Genomic DNA, 20,018 nt, shown 5'->3' with positions numbered 1-20,018 from the left:
GAGCACGCGATTCACCATATTCACAACATGCCGAACGGTACTGCGGTGTCGCCCGACACCGTTGGAGCACGAGGGGTTCTGGTATGGCAGAGAAGGGGAGATGCGGACTACTGGTCCTGCACTCGTCACCTTTGATACGCAAGGCGATTCTCGACCTGTTCCGGGGTGATCCGGGCGTCACCGTCCTGGGCGGGTCCCCGCACCCGACCGCCCTCGGCAGCCTCCCCGGGCGCCGGCCGGACGTCGCACTGGTGGAGTACGAACAGTGGCAGGGGGTGCGCGGCAACCTGGCGCACTGGAGCGGGACCCGGGTCATCCTCTACAGCAGGGACAACACCCCGCGCAGCGTGGTGGACTGCATCCGGGGCGGGGCCGCCGGGTTCGTGCACGAGTCGTGCCCGCCGGAGTCCATCGTCAAGGGACTGCACGACGTGCTGAGCGGGCGCAGCTTCTGGCACCTGGGGGCCGACGAACCCGAGCGGGCGCCTGTCGCGCCGCGCGCCGACGCGGGCGGGCAGTGGAAGCTGAGCGGGCGCGAGGAGGAGATTCTCGACCTGCTCCTGCGCCGCCGCTCCAACGAGGAGATCGCCCAGGAACTCTGCCTCACGCAGCAGACCGTGAAGAACTACGCGAGCCGGGTCTTCCACAAGGTGGGCGTGTCCGGGCGCAAGGAGCTGTTCCGGATGCTGAGGCCCTGCGGATGACCGACGCCTTGCGGATGACCGAGGCCCTGCGGACGGACCGCGCCACGCGGGAGGAGACGGCGGCCGGAATGGCGGAAAGTCCTTTGCTGATGGAGCGCGAGGGGCGGGTGGTCACCCTCACGCTGAACCGGCCACACCGCCGCAATGCCATGTCCACCGCGATGCTGGAGCAACTTGCTCAACAGTTAAGGCAGTTGACGGATCCCGGCGAGGAGCCGCCGGGGGCGCTGGTGGTCACCGGGGCCGGCGGGACCTTCTCCAGCGGTGCCGATACCCGGGAGCCCGACTGGCGGGACCTGTCGCGCCGGGCGGTACGGCGGGGCCATTTCCGTACGGTGTTCGCGGCGTTGCACGAGGTGCCCTTCCCCGTGGTGGCGGCCGTGGAGGGGTACGCGCTGGGCGGCGGACTCGAACTGGCCCTGGCCTGCGACCTGGTGGTGGCCGGCGAGGGAGCGCTCTTCGGCCTTCCGGAGCTGGGCGTGGGGGCCGTGCCGGGCGGCGGGGCGGTCCACTCGCTGGTGCGGCGGGCCGGGCGCGGGGTGGCCGCGCGGATGCTGCTGATCCCCGGGGAGCGGGTGCGGGCGGACGAGTTGGCCCGGCTGGGCGCGGTGGAGCGTACGGTTCCGGACGGCGGGGCGCTCGCCGAGGCCGGGGCTCTGGCGGCGGCGGTGGCCGAGGGTGATCCGGCGCTGCTGGCGGCGGGGGTACGGCTGTTGCGGGACTCCGGCCACCTGGACCGGACGGCGGCGCTCGGCGTGGAGAACGGCTACTGGTGGCAGGCCGCCTCGGCGGCGAGCCGGGACTCCACCACCCCTGCGGACCAGGGGTCTTCGCACCCCTCCGACCGGGGCATTTCGGGCCACGGGAGGTGAGCGGTTCGTTGCAGCAGGTGAGCTGCTGCGGCTAGGGTTGTTGATCAGATTCAGTAATCAGTGAACATGCAGGGCACATGCTGGGCGCGCCGTACGGCAGACGCCGGCGCAGAGGAGAGAGAGCAGAAGAGACGTGACCCCTCTCATCGAATGTACGGATGTCACCAAGAAGTTCGGTGACTTCACCGCGCTCAGCCGACTGAACCTGACGGTCCCTCCGGGCGTGATCTACGGATATCTGGGCCCCAACGGAGCGGGCAAGAGCACCACGATCCGGATGCTCGTCGGCCTCTCCCGGCCCACCTCCGGCCAGGTGCGGGTACTGGGCCAGGACCCGACCGACCCCGAGGTCCGGCGGCGCATCGGCTACCTCCCGGGCGAACTGCGGCTGGACGAGCGCCTCACCATCGGGCAGACGCTGGACTCCTGGGGCCGGCTGCGCGGGCTGACCGACACCGCCTACCGCGACGAGCTGGTCCAGCGGTTCGGTGTCGACCCGTCCCGCAAGGTGCGCGGCCTCTCCACCGGCAACCGCCGCAAGGTCGGCCTGGTCGGTGCCTTCATGGCCCGGCCGGAGCTGCTGATCCTGGACGAACCGACCAACGGGCTCGACCCGTTGATGCAGCAGGTGTTCCTCTCCACCACCGAGGAGGCCCGCGACAACGGGCAGAGCGTGCTGCTCTCCTCGCACATCCTCTCCGAGGTGGAGCGGGTCGCCGACCTGGTGGCGGTGCTCCAGGGCGGCAAGCTCGCCGCCTCCGGGCCGACGCAGGAGCTGCGCCGGCAGGCGGCCCAGCGCTTCCACATCACCTTCGCGGAGGGCGAGGAGGTCCCGCTCGCCGCGCTGACCGCCCTGGAGGGCGCGTCGAAGGTGGAGCGGCGGCTGCCGGAGGGCCAGGAGGTCTCCCTCGCCTGGTCCGGTTCGCCCGACGCGCTGGTCAAGTTCCTCGCGGGGCACCGGATCACGACGCTCACCGCGCCCGAACCGGACCTGGAGGAGGCGTTCCTGGAGTACTACCAGCAGGACGTCCCGGGCAGCCGGAGCGCCACGGCCGACGAGCCCTCCCCGGCCGCCGGCCCGGTGCGGTGACGACCGCCGACCCCGTGCGGTAACGAGCGCGGGCCGGGGGCGTACGGCCCGGATCCGGCGCCCCGCCCCCGGCCCGCGACGGGCCTCAGTGATCAAGGCCGCCCCACGGGCCGGCCGGAAGGGAAACACATGTCATCGCCCAGCTCGGAGATCTTCCGGCGCGGAGTACAGATCCAGAAGCGCACCCTCGTCGCCTGGTCGGCCGCGCTGGTCCTGCTCGCCCTCTCCGTCGTCGGCGCCTGGCCCTCGATGGAGAGCTCCGGCGCCCTGGAGGACTTCTCCACCGGCCTCTCGCCGGAGCTGGCCTCGGCGCTCGGCGTCGACCAGATCGCCAGCGCGACCGGTTACCTGAAGGGCAACCTCTACGCGGTCCTCCTCCCCCTGCTCCTCGGTCTGATGGCCGTGACCGCCACCGCCGCGCTGACCGGCGGCGACGAGGAGGCCGGGCGGCTGGAGCTGCTGCTCGCCCTGCCGGTCGCCCGCCGCCAGGTCTTCCTGATCCGCTTCCTCTGCGTGGCCTTCGGCCTGGCCCTCACCAGCGTGCTGGTCTGGCTCGCGGTGTACGGCTCGGTGGTCTCCTTCGACATGGACGTCTCCGGCGGCGGGGTCGCGGCGGTGACCCTGACGGTCGCCCTGCTCGCGGTGGTGCACGCGGGGATCGCGTACGCCGTCGTCGGCTTCGGCCTCGGGCGCGGCCCGGCGCTGGGCGTGGCGGCGGGCGTGCTCGTCGTCGGGTATCTGCTGCACGGCATCGCACCGATGTCCGACGCCCTGGAGCCGCTGGCGAACATCTCGCCGTGGGAGTGGGCGCTCGGCAGCGACCCGCTCCTCAACGGTGTGCCGTGGGGCGGGGTGGCGCTGCTGGTGGCCGTCTCGGTCGTGGTGGTCGCGGCCGGCACCTACGCCGTGGACCGACGGGACGTCAAGAACGCCTGACGCACCATCACCTCTACCTGATAGCACGTCAGAAAGCGGCCCGGCGACCTCCCTTCGGAGGGGCCGGGCCGCTCTTCGTGTGTGCGGCGCGATAGTGACGTTCACGGCCGAAAATCGAGTACCAACGGTCATCAAATAAGGCTTGCATGAGTACTTGACGGCCATATCGAGGCTCATGTAAGGGCCGCTAGCTTCGGTCCATGGACAGCAGCCGAGCCCATCCCCCGGACCCTTCCGATCCCATCGTGCTGACCGGCATCGGGTGTGTACTGCCCGGTACTCCCGATGTCCAGACCTTCTGGAGCCATGTCTCCACCGGAACCTCACAGGTGACCCGGTTGGAGAGGCCCGCCTTCGCCGCCGCCGGGCTCCCCGTCCACGCGGCCGCGCAGCTCGGCGGCTTCGACGCCGCGACCCGGCTGCCGGACCTCCTCCCCGCGCACGCCGCGAAGTACAGCCGCGACATCCTGGCGACCATGTCCGCCGTGCGCGACGCGCTCGCGGACGCCGGAATCGAGCGGGGCGACATCGCCCCGGAGCGGCTGAGTATCGTCCAGTCCTCCTCCCGGGGCCCGCTCTCCTGGTGGACCGAGACCATCACGGCGGACCCGGGGTCGGACCCGTACGGAGGCAAGGCGACGGCCATGTTCCGCGGGCTCGCGGGCTGCCCGGCCACCCTGTCCGCCATCGACGTCGGCGCCATGGGCCTGGTCACCACCGTCAGCAGCGCCTGCGTCGGCGGCCACCACGCGATCGGCCTCGCCCTGCGCGAGCTGCGCTCCGGCAGCGCCGACGTGGTCCTCGCCGGGGGCCACGAGTTCCCGATCGTCCCCGAGGTCGCCCGTTGCTATCTGGCGCTCGGTGACGGAGTGCTCTCGCCGGAGAGCGAGGATCCGGCCACCGCCGTACGCCCCTACGACCGGGATCGGCGCGGCTTCGCCCTGGGCGAGGGCGCCATGACGCTCTGCCTGGAGCGGGAGTCCCGCGCCCGGGAGCGCGGCGCGCGGATCTACGCACGGGTCCTGGGCCACCGCGCCCTCAACGAGGCCCACCACGCCACCAGCATGGACCTGGTCGGAGACGTCACCGCGTCGGTCGTCGCCGGGGTGCTCGACGACGCCGGGCGCAAGCCGGAGGAGATCGGTTACGTCTGCGGCCACGGCACCGCCACCCGGTACAACGACATCGCGGAGAGCCGGGCCCTGCGCCGTCTGCTGCCGCGCCACGACGACGCCGACCTGCCGCCGCACGGCTCCAACAAGCCGATCTACGGCCACACGTTCGGCATGGCCGGGATCATCAATGTCGCCGCCACCTCGCTGATGCTCCATCACCAGCGGCTGGCCCCGACCGCCAACCACCGTACGCCGGACCCCGAGTGCGACTACGACCACGTGGCCGAGGGGCCGCGCGACGCCGAGTTCGACCTCGCGGTCTCGCTGTCCTTCGCCTTCGGCTCGCAGACCTCCGTCATGGCCCTGGAGCACGTATGACCACAGCCCCCGTACGCCCCTCAGTCCCTCATCTGGCCTCCGGACCGGACGAGTTGGTACGCCGCTTCGTCCGCGAGGGCGACCATGTGCACGCGGCGGCCACCATGTCCCGGCCCAACGCGCTGCTGAACGCGGTGTGCCGGGCCTTCGCCGGCAGCCGCAGCCTCACCGTGAGCACCACCGCCGTGCACTCCAGCGCCCACGCGCTCGCCCTCTCCGGGGCCGTACGGAAGGTGATCACGGGCTTCGTCGGGGACACCTTCCCCTCGCCGCGCCCCAACCGCCTCTACCGGGAACTCGCCGACGGGAAGCCGTTCGAGATCGAGATGTGGTCGCTGCTCAGCTACACGCAGCGGCTGATGGCGGCCGCCCTCGGCCAGCCCTTCGCCACCACCGGCTCGATGCTCGCGGAGACCGATCTGCGCCACGGCAAGGAGGGCAGCCTCCATCTGGTGGCCCACCCCGAGGACCCCGAGCGGTCGGTCACCCTCCTCGCCCCGCTGCGCCCGCGCTTCACCCTCTTCCACGGGGTCTGCGCCGACCGGCGCGGCAACGTGGTGGCCGTCCCGCCGCTGGGCGAGGGCGCCTGGGCCGCGTACGCGGCGACGGAGGGCGTGCTGGCCTCGGTGGAGGCGATCGTCGACGACGAGGTGATCGCGGCGATGCCGGACCGGGTGGTCATCCCCGCCGCCCGGGTCCTCGGCCTCTGCGAGGCGCCGCTCGGCGCCCACCCGCAGTCCCTGCGTACCGGACAGCTGGCCGGGATCGACGGCTACCTGGACGACTACGCGTTCCTCACCGACATCGTGTCCGCCTGCAAGGACCCGCAGACGGCCGCCGCCTGGTACGAGCAGTGGGTCGGCGGGGTGGCAAGCCACGCCGAGTACCTGGAGCGGCTGGGCGAGCGGCGGCGCGCCGCGCTGGTGTTCCCCGCTCCCCCGGGCCCGCCCGCGCAGGCCCCGGCCCCGGCCGACGTCTCCACCGCCCCCACCGAGCAGGAGCAGCTGATCGTGCTCGGGGCGAGGACGGTCGCGGAGCTGGTCCGGGAGCGCGGCTACGACACGCTGCTCGCCGGGATCGGCACCTCGCACATGTCGGCGTGGCTGGCGGCCCGGCTGCTGGCCCGCGACGGCATCCAGGTGCAGGTGGCCGCCGAGCTGGGGCTCCAGTCGATGGATCCCGAGGCCGGTGACGTCTTCCTCTTCAGCCAGCGGCACGCCGAGCGTTCGCAGATGCTCACCGGGGTCGCGGAGACGCTGGGCGGGGCGGTCGCCGCCAACCCCCGCTGCCTGGGGGTGCTGTCGGCGGCGGAGATCGACCCGGACGCCAACATCAACACCACGCTGCTGCCCGACGGCCGCTGGATCACCGGCTCCGGAGGCGCCAACGACATCGCCTCCTCCGTGGACTGCGTGGTGATCGCGGTCGCCTCCCCGCGCCGGTACGTGCCCCGGCTCACCCATCTGACCAGCCCGGGCCTCCATGTCCGTGACGTGGTGAGCCAGTTCGGGCGCTTCGCCCGTACGGGTCCGGGCACGCCCTTCGAGCTGGCGAGCTGGCTCCCGCCGGTGGCGGGCCGGGGCCGTACCGCGGAGGACCTCCCCGACGGGCCGGAGGCCGCCGTACGCGAACTGACCGGCTGGGACGTGGGCGTCGGCCGGTTCCTGACCGACGAGAAGGCCGTCACCACCGAAGAACTGGCACTACTGCGCACCATGGATCCGGAAGGCTGCTACCGATGACGAGCACCACCACTGGCACGGTCCCCGACCCGGCCACCGCGCACCTCCGCCCGCTGCCGCCCACCGCGATCGCCCCCGTGCGGCTCGCCGGGATCGGCCACTACTTCCCCGGCGCCCCGGTCACCAACGCCCACTTCGAGCAGATCGAGGCGCTCGGCATCGACGACGCCTGGATCCGCAAGAACACCGGGATCGTCAGCCGCCACTGGCCGGCCGACGAGAAGGAGCGCGCGGTGGAGATGGCCGCCAAGGCGGTGGACCAGGCCCTGGAGGCCGCCGGGCTGGGCCCGGACGACATCGACCTCGTCATCGGGACCACCTCCACCACCCGGCCGCGTACCAACCCCTCCAGCGCGACCAACAACTACATGGACATCTCTCTGCCGCTCCAGAAGCAGGTGGGGCTGCGCCACGCGACCTGCTTCGACGTCACCTCGGTGGCCTGCGCGGGGTTCATGTACGGCACCGCCACCGCGGCCGCGATGCTCCCGGCGCTCGGAATGCGCAACGCGCTGGTGGTCTGCGCGGAGAACCCGCGGCCGATCCTGAACTTCGACTACCGCTACTCGGCGCTCTTCGGCGCGGGCGCGGCGGCGGCCGTCTGGTCGGCGGAGACCGAGGAGCGCGGGCTGCTGGACGTGGCGCTGCACGCGGACGGCTCGTACTTCGACGCGTTCGACATCGACGAGAACGACAAGATGCTGATGCGCGGCCGGGAGGTGGGCGCGGTCGGCCCGAAGCTGCTCTCGCACGTGGGCCAGGAGATCCTGGAGCGCAACGGGCTGACGGTGGACGACATCGACTGGTTCGTCCCGCACCAGGGCAACCTGAACATGATCAACCAGGTGTGCGAGACGCTGGCGATCCCCCGCGAGAAGCTCCTCACCAACATCCAGGAGCGCGGCAACACCTCCAGCGTCTCCATCCCCAGCTGCCTCTCCGAGAACATCCGCGCCGGGAAGATCCGCTCGGGCGATCTCGTCGCCACGATCGGCATCGGCCGCGGCTTCAGCTGGGGCGCGATGCTCCTGCGGATTCCGTGAGCACGGCCACTCCTGATCTGCCGGGCGGCCCCCGGCGACCACCGTCGAGTACGGGAAGACGAGAGATGCACGACGAGACCTCCCTGTGGCGCGAGAGCGGACTGCGCCTGTCCGGATTCGGGCACTACTACCCACGCCTCCTGGTCGAGAACGAGACCGGCGACGACCCCGCGGGCAACGCGGTGGACGAGGCCGTCATCGGCCGGCTGGACGTCCGCAGCCGGCACGTTGCGGACGAGGAGGAGACCCCCGCGTACATGGGGGTCCGGGCCGCCCGGGCAGCCCTGGAGCAGGCGGGTGTGGGCGCCGACGAGGTGGACCTGCTGGTCTTCAGCAACTGGACGGACCGGCAGTTCGTCCCCGAGTGGGGCCCGCACGCAGCGCATCTGCTGGGCGCGGACCGGGCGCTCGCCTTCGATGTGTGCGGTGCCTGCACGGGGTTCGTGCACGGGGTGCAGACGGCGGCGGCGCTCTTCGGGGCGCACGCCACCTGGCGCCACGCGCTGGTCGTCTCCAGCGAGCGGTTCTCGCGCCGGGTGCGGCCCGGCAGCAAGGGCGAGCTGATCGTCGGCGACGCGGCCGGTGCGGCGGTGCTGTCGCGCGGGGCCGAGCCGGACGCGGGGCTGTGGGACTCGCTGCTGATCAGCGACGGCTCGGGCCGCGAGACGGTCACCGTCTACCCGCCCAACGGCTGGATCAAGAGCAGCCGTGAGCTGGTCTCCATCGCGGCCGGCTCGCACGCCGACCTGGCACAGCGGATGCTGGCCCGCTCGGGCACCAAGATGGACGAGATCGACTGGGTCGTCCCGCACCCCGGCACGGGCCAGCTCCACACCGCCGTACGGGAACGCCTCTCCATCCCGGAGGAGCGCTTCATCACCAACTACGAGACGGTGGCCAACACCGGCAGCGCCTCGGTGCCGATCGTGCTCTCCGAGATGTCGCGCGACGGCCGGCTGAAGACCGGGGACCTCTGCTACACACCGACGGTCGGCTCGGGCTGGTACTACGGAGGGCTGCTCTTCCGTGTCTGATCAGTCGTCACATGCCCTTCCCTACCCCTCCGGTCGCGGCACCGCCCTGGTCACCGGCGGCAGCCGGGGCCTCGGCGCGGCCATCGCCCGCCATCTCGCCGCCGTCGGCTGGCACACCGTGATCTGCGGACGCGACACGGAGAGCCTGGACGCGGCCGTGAAGGCGGCGGCCGACGACGGGCTGGCGCTCCACGCCGTCCGGGCGGACGTCACCGACGAGGGGTCGGTGGCCGCCCTCTTCGAGCGGCTGGCCGAGGACGCCCCGCCGCTCGGGCTCTGCGTGAACAACGCGGGCAACAACTTCTCCCGCCGCCTGGTGAGCGTCAAGGAGCAGCCGGGCGGGCCGCCGCTGCTCTCCCCGCATCCGCTGGAGGACTTCCAGCGGGTGGTGTCCTCCCTGCTCACCGGCACCTTCCTGGTCGGCCGCCACGCGGCGCAGGCGATGCTGGCCGCCGGGACGCCCGGGGCCATCGTCAACATCTCCTCCACCGTCCGCCACGGCGCGTACGGGCAGTCGGCGTACTGCGCGGCCAAGTCCGGCGTGGAGGCGCTGACCCGCACCTGGGCGGTGGAGCTGGGCGAGTACGGCATCCGGGTGAGCGCGGTGGCGCCCGGGGTCATCGACGGCGAGGCGCTGCGCCGCCGGTCGGCGGCGAGCGAGCGGCACGCCGCGTACATGACCGACCTGCGGCGCCATGTGCCGCTGCGCCGCTGGTGCGACGAGAGCGATGTGGCGCAGGCGGTCGCCTTCGCCGCCGACAACCCCTCGGTGACCGGCACCGTGCTGGAGGTCGACGCGGGCGGACTGCCCGCCCGTGTCCTGCCCCGGGACGACGACCGGACCCCCCGAGCCCGTACGACAGCCGCGAGCGCGGACCTCCCGAAGAAAGCGGAGAACACAGCATGACCAGCGGCTTCGCCCCCACCCTGCTCGAAGGCAGGACCACTTTTCTGACCGGCGCCAGCAGCGGGATCGGGGCCGTCCTGGCGACGATGCTCGCCGCCCACGGCTCCCGCGTGGCGCTGATGGCCCGCAGCGAGAAGGAGCTGCGGCTGCTGGCCGAGCGGATCGAGGCGGACGGCGGCCGGGCGGTGGCCGTCCCCGGCGACCTCACCGACGCCGAGAGCGTACGCGCCTCCGTCCGTGAGGCCGAGGAGCTGCTCGGCCCGATCGACCGGCTGGTCCACTGCGCGGGCGAGGCCCGCAACCAGGCGTTCCTGTGCGACCAGGACGAGGACCAGTGGATGGCCACGCTCGACATCAACCTGCTGGGCGCCTTCCGGGTGGCCCGGGCGGTCGTGCCGGGGATGATGGAGCGCCGCGAGGGCAACATCGTGATGGTCTCCTCCATCGCCGGGAAGCGCGGCCTGCCCGCCAACACCTCCTACTGCGCCTCGAAGTTCGGGCTCAACGGGATGACGCAGGCGCTCGCCTCGGAGCTGGGCGCCTTCGGTGTGCGGGTCAACGCGGTCTGCCCCGGGCTCACCGACTCCCCGGCCGCCACGGACGGCGAACGGTACGGCGACCCGTTCATGGCCGCCATCGCCAAGCACCACGGCCCCCCGGACCTGACCTGGGAGCGGTACCTCAAGCGCGCGGTCAACTCCACCATCCTGCGCCGGCTGGTCCGACCCGAGGAGATCGCCGCCCAGGTGCTCTTCCTGCTCTCCGACCTCTCCGGCGGGATGACCGGCCAGGCCGTCAACGTGGACGCGGGGGCTCTGTGAGCGGGGAGTACGGGAGCCCTGCGGGCGGGGAGCACGGTGCGTGGGCCCCCGGCCCCCGGGACGCCCTGGTCACCGGGATGGGCTTCTGCCTGCCCGGCGCGGGCGACGAGCCGGTGCGCCGGGCCGAGGAGGTCTGGGCGACCGCCGCCACCGGGACCAGCCATGTGGAGCGGGACGGCTTCCACCACGGGACCGTGCGCGGGGCCCGGGAGGCGTTCACGGAGCTGCTGCCGGAGATGCCGGCCCGCTATCTGCGCAGCTACGCCGATGTCCACCTCTACGGGCTGGTCTCGCTGGCCGAGGCCTGCGCGGACGCCGGACTCGACCACCGGGCGGGTGAGTTGAGGGGTGCGGACGTGCTGACCGCCCGTGCGGGGGTGGACAGCAACTACGACAGCTACCGCGCCTGGCACGACGCCGACCCGGCGACCATCAGCGCGGCGGACGCCAAGTCCCTGTTCGTACGGCTGCTGGTGGCGGGCACGTCCAGCGATGTCGGCCCGGTCCAGGCCGCGTTGCTCGGCTCGACCGGCGCCAACTACACGGTGAGCTGCGGCTGCGCCTCCTCCTCGGTGCTGCTCGGCATCGCCCGCATGATGATCGCCTCCGGCCAGAGCGACCTGGTCGTGGTCACCGGGGTGGACCGGTTCGACACCGAACGCGTCCTGCACGGGCACCGGTTGCGGGAGGTCGTGGAGCGCGAGGGCGTGACCGTACGGCACAACGACGACCCGCCCGCCGCGCCCCGGCACGACCGGCCGATGCGCCCGTACGACGCGGCGGGCGACTGCATGAACTACGGCGACGGCTCGGTGACCCTCGTCCTGGAGAGCCGCGCCCACGCCACCGCGCGCGGCGCCCGCGTCCACGGGGCGGTCCTCGGCCAGGCCACCACCCGCGGCGGGCTGAACAGCGCGGTCGCCATCGACACCGGCGGTACGGGCCTCGCCGAGGCGGCCCGCCGGGCGCTCGGCGGCCACACCACGCTGGAGCGGATCCCGTACGTCAACGGGGGCGGCGAGGGCGACGCGCTCTTCACCCGGATCGAGTCCAACGCCGTACGGGCCCTGTGGGGCGAGAAGTCCGAGCAGGTGCTGGTGAGTTCGCAGGAGGCCTGCTTCGGCCACAGCGGTGCGCCGCTGGGCAATCTGGGCGCGGCGCTGACGCTGATGATGATGCGCGAGGGAGAGGTCTGCCCCACCGCCAACTGCACGACCCCCTCCCCCGTCTGCACGTTCGACCCGGTGCCGGGCACGAAGACGCGGGCGCTGGACTTCGACCGGGCGCTGAGCTTCAACTACCAGGTGGGCGGGGTCAACAGCGCCCTGCTGCTGGGCGGTGGCGATGTCTGCTGAGCCCACGACGGCCGGCGTCCGCCCGCCTTCCGTGAGGGGCGGTCGCGATGCCCGCTGAGATCCCCCTGCTGCGGCTCTCCGGTGCCGGGTTCGTCCTGCCCGGCCCGGACCGCCGCGCCTGCACCGATCTGGACACCTTCTGGCGGGTGGTCCGCGACGGGGCGAGCTGCCTCTCCCCGTACGCGCACCCCGAGCTCCCCCTCCGGCTCGCCGGAACGGTCGACGGCTGGGACCCGGAGACCGAACTGCCCCTGTCCGAGCGGCAGATCCGCCGCTCCTCGCGGGCCGGGCTGATGGCCACCGGGGCGGTGCACCGGGCCCTGGAACAGGCCGGGCTGAGCGCCGCCGACCTCGACCCGGAGCGGACCGCGCTGGTCGCCTGCTCGCTCCAGTTCGCCTTCCCGGAGACCGAGCGCTACTACACCCTCGCCCGGGACAAGGGAATGGCCGCCCTCGGCATGGAGTACTGGCTCAACGGCACCCCGCCCAGCGTGGTGGGCACGGTCGCCTCGGGCCTCCAACTCCCCTGCCAGACGCTGAGCGTGGCGGGCTCCTGCAATGTGGCGCTGCGCACCCTCCACCTCGTCCAGCAGATGTTCCGGTGCGGGGACATCGACCGGGCGATCGTCGTCGGCGTCGACACCACCGTCGACCCGGTCTTCGTCGCGGGCACCAGCCACACCGGGCGCAGCGGCTACCGGGCCTCCTCGCTCTCCGACAACCCCACCGACATCCGGCCGCACGACGAGATCCAGACCGGGAACGCCACCGGGGAGGGCGCGCTCGCCGTCGTCCTGGAGGACCCGGCGGCGACCGGGGAGCGCGCGGGGCTGCTGCACCGGGCCCACCTGCGTACCTCACGCTCCAACGGCCCCTCCACCGTGGCGACCGGTCCGCCGTCCAACGTGGTGGGCGATGTGCTGGCCACCCTGGCGTCGGCCGGGCGCGGCCTCGGGGACCTGGCGTTCGTCAACGACTACGCGGACGGCAACCGGTTCGTCGAGGACCACCTCTGCCAGGCGCTGGCGGGTGTGCGGGAGGCGGCCGGGTACGCCGGCGAGCTGCGCCTCACCAACCAGGAGGCGGTCTTCGGCCATGTCGCCGGGACCGGCGGCCTGGTCAAACTCCTCGGCAGCCTCCTCATGCTGCGCCACGGCCATATCGCGCCGAGCGCCAACACCCTTGTCCCGTACGCCGCGCTGCCGGGCGATCCGGTGCTCGCGGGCGGCACGGCGACCGGCGGCGACAGTGCGCTGGTGCTCGCCTCCGGGGCGGGCGGCGACGCGACGAGCATGGTCATCGAATACGAAGGCGGCGACTTGCCATGACCCACGTTCACAGCACCGCGACCCGGCCCGGGACGGCCGGGGAGCGGGACCCGCTGCGGGCACCGATCAGCACCCGCGTCACGGTCGACGCACCGGGGGCCGGGGGCGCCGCCCTCTCGGCGGCGCTCGGCGCACTCGGCCTGACGCCGGAGGCCCCGGGCACCGGCGGGGGCGACGGCACGCCCGTCGCGTACTGCGCGCTGCTGCTCGGCGACGAGGCGTACGGGGCCGGGCCCACGGCGGGCCTGGACCGCGAGCGGATCCGGGCAGCCGCCCTGGCGATGGCGGCGGCGGGCCGGGGCCGTCTCGTCCTGGTCACCGACGCGACGGGCGAGACGCACACCGGGACCGACCCCGACCGGCACGCCCGGCTCGCCGCGGACCGGGCCTGGTGGCAGCACCTGGTCACCGAGGTCGCCGGGCACGGGGTCACCGGCAACACCGTGGTCACCGGTTACTCCCCCGACCTGGGCCACCGTCTCCCCGAGTCGGCCGAGGCGGGGCTGCTCCGCTATCTCGTGCAGCGCCGCCCCACCACGGCGGCCGATGTGGCGGCCACGGTCGCGTTCCTGGTCTCCGAGGGGTGCTCGTACCTCGTCGGCGAGACGGTCCCGGTGGACGGGGGCGCGGGTCTCGGCCAGATCCCCTCCCTGCCCGCCGGACCGCAGCCGGTTGCCGCCCCGCGCCCCAACATCCCCCTGGAACCGCAGCAGTTTGAGCCGGTCACCGGCCAGGACCTGCTGGGCCACACCGTCCTGGTGGCGGGGGCCAGCAGCGGCATCGGCCGGGCCGCCGCCCTGCACCTGGCCGGGCGCGGGGCCGATGTGGTCCTGGCCGCCCGGCGGACGCAGGCGCTGGAGGAGGCGGCCGCCGAGATCGAGGCGCTGGGCCGGCGGGCCTGGACCCTGCGCTGCGACCTCTCCGACCCCGAGGACGCCGCGACGCTGGGCGAACGCGCCTGGAAGGCGGCCGACGGGGTCACGACCCTGCTGTACGCGGCCGGGCACCTGGGCTTCAGCGCGGTGGGCGGCGACCCGGCGTCGGCGGCCCGGACCTTCACGGTGAACCTGCACAGCTTCGTGGCCGTCACCGAGTATCTGACGGCCCGCTGGCGGGAGGAGCGGATCCCGGGCGCGGTCGTCGGCGTCTCCTCGGTCAGCTCCACGCTCAGCCCGGTGGCGGGGCTGGAGTACTACGGGGCGAGCAAGGCCGCGATGGCCCAGTACATCCGCTGTCTCGCGGTCTCGGTCGCCCGCCACGGCATCCGCGCCAACTGCGTGGCCCCCGGCATCATCGAGACCCCGATGGGTGACGCGGCCGGACCCGACCACCGGCGCGGCTGGATCAGCCGGATCCCGGCCGGGCGGGTCGGACGGCCGCCCGAGGTGGCGTCGGTCCTCGGCCATCTGCTGAGCGGCTCGGCCGCCCGGGTGACGGGGGCGGTGCTGCGCGTGGACGGCGGCTTCGGGCTGGGTGACGTGGCGCCGCTGCGGCCGGGGTTCCCGGAGCCGGTGGCCGTGGACTCCGTGGAGGAGGCCCGGTGAGCGCGGTCACGGAGACCACCGGTCTCCCGGCGGCGCTCGTGGCCGGGGCCTCCTCCGGCATCGGCGCCTGCGTCGCCCGTCGGCTGGCCGCCCGCGGACACGCCGTGGCGCTGGTCGGGCGGCGGGAGGCGGAGCTCAAGGAGGTCGCGGAGTCGATCCGTACGGAAGGGGGCACCGCGCTCCCGCTGGTCCTGGACCTGGCGGAGCCGGGCGCCCCGGCCGAGGCGGTCGCCGCCACGGCCGCCGCGCTGGGCCCGGTCGGCGTGCTGGTGTGCAGCGCGGGAGCCATCCGGCTGGCCGCGATCCACGAGACCGAGGAGCGGCACTGGGAACGGCAGGTGCGGGTGAACCTCACCGTGCCGTTCCTGCTGGCGCGCGAGGTGCTGCCCGGGATGCGGGAGCGGCGCCACGGCTGGATCGTCAACATCGGTTCCGGGGTGGGCTCGGAGGTGGTGCCGGGCAGCGGTGGTTACGGCGTCAGCAAGCACGCCGTGGAGCGGCTGACGGAGCTGGTGCACGAGGAGAACCGGGACCTGGGCGTCCGTGCGGTGACCGTCGCCCCGGGCTGGGTCGCCACCCGGCTCGCGGCCCGCCCCGCCGATCTGGGTGTCCCCGAGGACGAGGTGCTGGACGCGGAGGACATCGCGGACACCGTGGCGTGGCTGCTGGACCGCCCGGCCCGGATGAGCGTGGGCCCGCTGGTCCGCGTCGAGCCCACGGCGAGCCGGGCCGCCGCCGGTGACGCCATGACCCGCCATCTGACCCGGTCCCGCGCCGGGGACGCCGGACCGATCGCCAAGGAGAGCCGCTGATGGGCAGGACCACCCTCATCGAGCACGACGTGCCGGTGGAGATGCGCGACGGGACGGTCCTGCGGGCCGACGTCTGGCGCCCCGCCGACGGGCCGCCCGCACCGGCCGTGCTGTTCCGCACCCCGTACGGCAAGTCCACCCTGGGCCTTGCCACGCTGACTCCGGCGCAGTGCGTGGACCGGGGGTACGCGGCGGTGGTGCAGGACACCCGGGGCCGGTTCGCCTCGGAGGGCGCGTGGGCGCCGCTGGACTGGTCCCAGGAGGGGCCCGACGGGTACGACACCGTCGAGTGGACCGCCGAACAGCCCTGGTGCGACGGGAACGTGGCCATGGCGGGCACCTCGTACCAGGCCATCGTGCAGTGGCTGGCCGCCATGGAGAAGCCGCCGCACCTGCGGGCCATCGCGCCCACCATGTCCACCTCGGCCCCGTTCGACGCCGAGCAGCTGGGCGGTTCGCTGCGGCTGGACCACCTCACGAGCTGGCTCGGGCTGACCGCGCTGGAGTGGGTGCAGCGCCGGGCGGCGGCGGGCGATCCGGTGGACGGGGCGGTCGTGGCGGAGGTCGTCCAGCTGCTCACGACCCCCGAAGTGCCGCTGCGGCGCTGGCCGTTGTCGACGGTCCTTGACTTCGAGGGGTTCCCGGGGCGGTTGCGGGACATCTTCGCGGGCCGGGTGGCGACGGTGGCCGACTACCGCCTGGGCGAGGTGGGGGTGCCGACGTTCTCGGTGGGCGGGTGGTACGACGTGTTCTCGTACGGCACGATCGAGCTGCACCGGGCGATGCGCGCCCAGGACCCGGTGGCCGGACGGCATGAGCTGGTGATGGGCCCCTGGGTGCACTCCGGCCAACTCCCGCAGGTGCAGGGCGAGGTGAACACCGGGCTGTACGGCTCGGCGCAGGGCGCCCGGCTGGCCGATCTGCACCTGGACTTCTTCGACCGCCACCTGCGGTCGGCCGGGGAGAGCGCGGACCGGGAACGCGGCGGGGACGTCCGGTACTTCCTCTTCGGTGACGACACCTGGCACGTCGCCGCCGCCTGGCCGCCGCCCGGGGCCGTCGACTCGTCCTGGTATCTGGCGGGAGGGGACGGGGAGGGCCGCCTGCTGCCCGACGCGCCCCCGGCCGCCCCGGGCCACGACACGTTCACCTACGACCCCGAGGACCCGGTGCCCTCGCACGGCGGCCGGGTGCTCCAGCTCGGCCGGCTGGTGGCGGGTCCGCACGACCAGTCGCATCTGGAGGCCAGGCCGGACGTGCTCTGCTACACCTCCGAGCCGCTCACGGCCCCACTGGACGTGGTCGGCCGGCAGCGGCTGCGGCTCCGCTTCGGCTCGGACGCGCCCGCCACCGCCGTGGTCGCCAAGCTCACCGACGTTCATCCGGACGGGCGTTCCCTGCTGGTGGCCGAGGCGAGCCTGCGGCTGGAGGCTGAGGGGGACGGCCCGGCGGACGAGCCGTTCGACGCCGAGCTGCTGCTCGGGGACACGGCGTGGCGCTTCGCCCCCGGCCACCGGCTGCGGGTCCACGTCACCAGCAGCAACTTCCCCCACCTGGACCGCCATCCCAACGTTCCGGGGCCGATCGGAGCGGCGGAGGGCTGCTGCCCCGCACGGCAGTCGGTCTGGTACGGCGGCCCGTACGCGAGCGTGCTGCGCCTCCAAACGCTGCCCGCGCCGGACGCCGGGGAGGCCCGGTGAGCGACCGCCCGGACCTGGACGTACTCGACCCGGCCTCCGCAGCCGTACCGACCGCCGAGCAGTGCGTCCTGGGCCCCCTGCTCCGACGGCGGGCCGCCGCCACCCCGGAGGCGCCGTACGCGCTGATGCCGGACGGCGATCTCTGGACGTACGCGCGGACGCTCCGGGAGACCGAGGAGACGGCCGCCGCGCTCCAGGCGCTCGGGGTCGCGCCGGGGCAGCTGGTGCTGAGCTGGCTGCCGAACGGGCCGGACGCGCTGCGCGTCTGGTACGGGGTCAACGCGGCCGGGGCCGTGCTCGTCCCGCTCAACATCGCCTACCGGGGCGCGATCCTGCGCCAGGTGATCGCGGACAGCGGGGCCGGGGTGCTGGTCTGCCGGCCCTCGCTGGCGGCCCGGCTGGAGGAGCCGGACGGCCCGGACGAGGTCGGGGCCGTCCGGACGGTGGTGCTGCTCGCGGGCCCCGAGGACACGGCCGAGGAGGTCGAGGCGCTGGCCGCACGGCTCTCCGCGCGCTTCCGGGTGGAGACCGGACTGCGCAGTGGGCAGGGGGAGTTCACCGAGCCCGTACCCGCTCCGCAGCCGTGGGACCCGCAGACCGTCATCTACACCTCGGGAACGACCGGCCCGTCCAAGGGGGTTGTCTCCTCCTACGCCCACCTCTACAGCAGCTGCACCGCCGCCTTCCACGGCATGGCCGGACCCGAGGACCGCTATCTGCTCCAACTGCCGCTGTTCCACGCGGGCGGCACGATCGGCGCGTACGGGATGCTCGTGCACGGCGGCTCGGTGACGGTCGTCCCGGCCTTCACCACCAGCGAGTTCTGGCCGCTGATCCGGCGGACCGGGACGACCCTGTGCACGCTGCTCGGGGTGATGGCGACCTATCTGCTCAAGCAGCCGCCGCAGCCGCAGGACACCGGGCACCCCCTGCGGGCGGCCTACGTCATCCCCTTCACCGAGGGGGCGACGGAGTTCGCCAAGCGGTTCGGGGTGTCGGTCCGGGCGCTGTTCAACATGACCGAGGTCTCCTGCCCGGTGCTCTCGGCCCCCGACCACCACCCGGGCGTCCCGATGCACTGCGGGGAGCCGAGGCCGGGCATCGCCGCCCGGATCGTGGACGACCACGACCGGGAGGTCCCGGACGGCGAGGCGGGCGAACTGGTGCTGCGGGCCGAGCGGCCGTGGTCGTTCCTCAGCGGCTACCTCGGGCGGCCCGCCGAGACCGCCGCCGTCTGGCGCAACGGCTGGTTCCACACCGGGGACACGTTCCGGCGGGCCCCCGACGGCGGGCTGGTCTTCGTGGACCGGAAGAAGGACGCCATCCGCAGGCGCGGCGAGAACATCTCCTCGTTCGAGGTGGAGGCCCAGGCGGTGGCCCATCCCGGGGTGCTGGAGGCGGCCGCGGTGGCCGTCCCCGGCGACGAGGGCGAGGACGAGGTGCTGCTCGTGGTGGCGGACCGCGACCCGGGCGCACCGGTCGACCCGGCGGAGCTGCTGGAGTTCCTGCGGGGGCGGCTGGCCCACTTCATGCTGCCGCGCTACATCCGGGTGCTGCCCGAACTGCCGAAGACACCGACCGGAAAGCCGACCAAGCACACGCTGCGCGCCGAGGGCGTGGTGGCGGGGACGTGGGACCGCGAGGCGGCGGGCATCCGGATACGCAGGGAGAAGATCGTATGAGCAACCAGGAAGCGGACCAGGCACTCCCGGGCCGGGGTCCCGGGCGCGAGTGGGCGGGCGCGGCCACCGAGCGGTTCGCGGACTTCGCGGACCGGGTGGACGGCAAGGAGGACGTACCGCTCCGCGCCTCGCTGGACGGCGGGGTCGCCACCCTGACGCTGGACCGGCCCCGCCGCCGCAACAGCCTCGATCTGACGCTCTCCCGCCATCTGCTGCTCGGCCTGATGAGCGCGGGCGACGACCCCGGGGTCCGTACGGTCGTGATCACCGGGAGCGGCGGGGCGTTCTGCGCGGGGGACGATGTCGAGAGCGTACGGCGGTGGCGGCTGGGCGACCGGGTGGACACCCCCTTCGACCCGGTCACCTCGGACGCCCACTACCTGCGGGTCTGCGAGGCGATCCTGCATCTGCCGAAGCCGGTGATCGCGGGGCTGACCGGGGCGGCGGCGGGCGCGGGCGCGGAGATCGCCTGCGCGGCCGACTTCCGGCTGGCCTCCACCCGGGCGTCGATCGGCAGCTGCCTGGCCGGGGTGGGGCATGTGGGGAACGTGGTCCTGATGTCCCGGCTGACCGGTCCGGCGCGGGCCACGGAGATCTATCTGACCGGGCGGATGGTGTCGGGGGACGAGGCGGTGCGGCTCGGCCTCTTCGACCGGCTCTGCGAACCGGAGGAGTTCGACCGCGAACTGGCCGACCTGGCAAGCCGGTTCGCGGCGTTGCCGACCGCTTCGGTGGGGCTCTTCAAGGAGCTGCGGGAGCGGAGCTGGGGGCAGCCGGCGGAGTACGGGCTGCGGCTCCAGGACGCGTACCACCTCAAGACGCACGCCACGGTGGCCGACGCCCGGGAGGGGATGGCCGCGTTCGCGGAGAAGCGTCCGCCCCGGTTCACCGGGGGCTGAGCAACGCTCCGGGAGGGGTGAGGGGCCTGCTCACCGGGGCCGGAGGCACCGGCGCG

Annotated in this window: 17 protein-coding genes; all 17 read left to right on the top strand. The window is 73.6% G+C overall.

Features of this window, described 5'->3' with window-relative positions; genetic code table 11:
- Positions 1 to 83: 83 nt before the first annotated feature.
- The 17 genes from ACQ9ZG_RS28685 (at position 84) to ACQ9ZG_RS28605 (ending at position 19,962) form a co-directional block, all read left to right on the top strand.
- Positions 84 to 704 carry a response regulator transcription factor gene (locus tag ACQ9ZG_RS28685; RefSeq protein ID WP_026238196.1) on the top strand — a complete coding sequence of 207 codons (621 nt, stop codon included), beginning with the start codon at positions 84 to 86 and terminating at the stop codon, positions 702 to 704.
- Complete coding sequence (locus ACQ9ZG_RS28680; RefSeq protein WP_109914677.1) at positions 701 to 1,576, top strand: enoyl-CoA hydratase/isomerase family protein; 876 nt, start codon at positions 701 to 703, stop codon at positions 1,574 to 1,576. Before ACQ9ZG_RS28685 ends, ACQ9ZG_RS28680 begins: the two co-directional genes overlap by 4 nt.
- Before the next feature lie 133 nt (positions 1,577 to 1,709).
- A complete protein-coding gene (locus tag ACQ9ZG_RS28675) occupies positions 1,710 to 2,666 on the top strand; it encodes an ABC transporter ATP-binding protein (RefSeq protein ID WP_018491817.1) in 957 nt (318 codons plus the stop codon).
- Between the two features lie 129 nt (positions 2,667 to 2,795).
- Positions 2,796 to 3,602, top strand: coding sequence for an efflux permease Rv1217c-related protein (locus ACQ9ZG_RS28670; RefSeq protein ID WP_084991109.1), 807 nt, complete (start codon positions 2,796 to 2,798; stop codon positions 3,600 to 3,602).
- 200 nt (positions 3,603 to 3,802) lie between these two features.
- Positions 3,803 to 5,095, top strand: a complete 1,293-nt coding sequence (locus ACQ9ZG_RS28665) for a beta-ketoacyl-[acyl-carrier-protein] synthase family protein (protein WP_109914676.1) — start codon at positions 3,803 to 3,805, stop codon at positions 5,093 to 5,095.
- Positions 5,092 to 6,837 (top strand): CoA-transferase, encoded by a 1,746-nt coding sequence (locus tag ACQ9ZG_RS28660; protein WP_109914675.1) that lies wholly within the window; start codon positions 5,092 to 5,094, stop codon positions 6,835 to 6,837. Before ACQ9ZG_RS28665 ends, ACQ9ZG_RS28660 begins: the two co-directional genes overlap by 4 nt.
- Entirely contained in the window at positions 6,834 to 7,880 is a 1,047-nt protein-coding gene (locus ACQ9ZG_RS28655; RefSeq protein WP_018491813.1) for a ketoacyl-ACP synthase III, read from the top strand. The genes ACQ9ZG_RS28660 and ACQ9ZG_RS28655 overlap by 4 nt, the downstream gene beginning before the upstream one ends.
- 65 nt (positions 7,881 to 7,945) lie before the next feature.
- Entirely contained in the window at positions 7,946 to 8,914 is a 969-nt protein-coding gene (locus ACQ9ZG_RS28650) for a ketoacyl-ACP synthase III (RefSeq protein ID WP_499281362.1), read from the top strand.
- Positions 8,907 to 9,821 carry an SDR family NAD(P)-dependent oxidoreductase gene (locus tag ACQ9ZG_RS28645; RefSeq protein ID WP_018491811.1) on the top strand — a complete coding sequence of 305 codons (915 nt, stop codon included), beginning with the start codon at positions 8,907 to 8,909 and terminating at the stop codon, positions 9,819 to 9,821. Before ACQ9ZG_RS28650 ends, ACQ9ZG_RS28645 begins: the two co-directional genes overlap by 8 nt.
- Entirely contained in the window at positions 9,818 to 10,642 is an 825-nt protein-coding gene (locus ACQ9ZG_RS28640) for an SDR family NAD(P)-dependent oxidoreductase (RefSeq protein WP_018491810.1), read from the top strand. Before ACQ9ZG_RS28645 ends, ACQ9ZG_RS28640 begins: the two co-directional genes overlap by 4 nt.
- Positions 10,639 to 11,997 carry a beta-ketoacyl-[acyl-carrier-protein] synthase family protein gene (locus ACQ9ZG_RS28635; protein WP_109916375.1) on the top strand — a complete coding sequence of 453 codons (1,359 nt, stop codon included), beginning with the start codon at positions 10,639 to 10,641 and terminating at the stop codon, positions 11,995 to 11,997. Before ACQ9ZG_RS28640 ends, ACQ9ZG_RS28635 begins: the two co-directional genes overlap by 4 nt.
- 47 nt (positions 11,998 to 12,044) lie before the next feature.
- Entirely contained in the window at positions 12,045 to 13,325 is a 1,281-nt protein-coding gene (locus tag ACQ9ZG_RS28630) for a beta-ketoacyl synthase (protein ID WP_109916376.1), read from the top strand.
- The gene (locus ACQ9ZG_RS28625; protein WP_499281361.1) at positions 13,322 to 14,869 is read left to right on the top strand and encodes an SDR family NAD(P)-dependent oxidoreductase; all 1,548 of its coding nucleotides are present in this window, start codon (positions 13,322 to 13,324) and stop codon (positions 14,867 to 14,869) included. Before ACQ9ZG_RS28630 ends, ACQ9ZG_RS28625 begins: the two co-directional genes overlap by 4 nt.
- A complete protein-coding gene (locus ACQ9ZG_RS28620) occupies positions 14,866 to 15,681 on the top strand; it encodes an SDR family oxidoreductase (RefSeq protein ID WP_499281360.1) in 816 nt (271 codons plus the stop codon). The genes ACQ9ZG_RS28625 and ACQ9ZG_RS28620 overlap by 4 nt, the downstream gene beginning before the upstream one ends.
- Complete coding sequence (locus tag ACQ9ZG_RS28615) at positions 15,681 to 17,381, top strand: CocE/NonD family hydrolase (protein WP_109915339.1); 1,701 nt, start codon at positions 15,681 to 15,683, stop codon at positions 17,379 to 17,381. Before ACQ9ZG_RS28620 ends, ACQ9ZG_RS28615 begins: the two co-directional genes overlap by 1 nt.
- The gene (locus tag ACQ9ZG_RS28610; protein ID WP_028418542.1) at positions 17,378 to 19,063 is read left to right on the top strand and encodes an ATP-dependent acyl-CoA ligase; all 1,686 of its coding nucleotides are present in this window, start codon (positions 17,378 to 17,380) and stop codon (positions 19,061 to 19,063) included. Before ACQ9ZG_RS28615 ends, ACQ9ZG_RS28610 begins: the two co-directional genes overlap by 4 nt.
- Positions 19,060 to 19,962, top strand: a complete 903-nt coding sequence (locus tag ACQ9ZG_RS28605) for an enoyl-CoA hydratase/isomerase family protein (protein ID WP_099218064.1) — start codon at positions 19,060 to 19,062, stop codon at positions 19,960 to 19,962. Before ACQ9ZG_RS28610 ends, ACQ9ZG_RS28605 begins: the two co-directional genes overlap by 4 nt.
- Positions 19,963 to 20,018: the final 56 nt, after the last annotated feature.

The organism is Streptomyces araujoniae, from assembly GCF_050871195.1.
Lineage (GTDB): Bacteria > Actinomycetota > Actinomycetes > Streptomycetales > Streptomycetaceae > Streptomyces > Streptomyces bacillaris.
Note: the sequence above shows the minus strand (reverse complement) of the source record. Positions and strands in the feature narration are given on the sequence as shown.